The sequence below is a fragment of the Burkholderia sp. SIMBA_062 genome (assembly GCF_046534765.1).
GTDB classification, from domain to species: domain Bacteria; phylum Pseudomonadota; class Gammaproteobacteria; order Burkholderiales; family Burkholderiaceae; genus Burkholderia; species Burkholderia ambifaria.
Genome location: NZ_JAWRYD010000660.1, coordinates 1 through 233, shown reverse-complemented (window position 1 = coordinate 233; position 233 = coordinate 1). Strand labels below are relative to the sequence as shown.

Genomic DNA, 233 nt, shown 5'->3' with positions numbered 1-233 from the left:
ATCGCCGGCGCGGGCGGCAATTCGACCGCCGAAGCCATCGAACTCTCGAAGCACGCGAAGGACGTGGGCGCGCAGGCGACGCTCCAGGTCGTGCCGTACTACAACAAGCCGACCCAGGAAGGCATGTATCGCCACTTCGCGAAGATCGCGGAGACGGTCGATCTGCCGGTCGTCCTGTACAACGTGCCGGGCCGCACCGTCGCCGACATGACGAACGAGACCATCCTGCGCCG

Annotated in this window: 1 protein-coding gene; it reads left to right on the top strand. The window is 66.1% G+C overall.

What is annotated here, in order from left to right:
* Positions 1-233, top strand: a 233-nt coding sequence (locus SB786_RS37825) for a dihydrodipicolinate synthase family protein (protein ID WP_410731786.1), incomplete at both ends; no start/stop codon positions are given.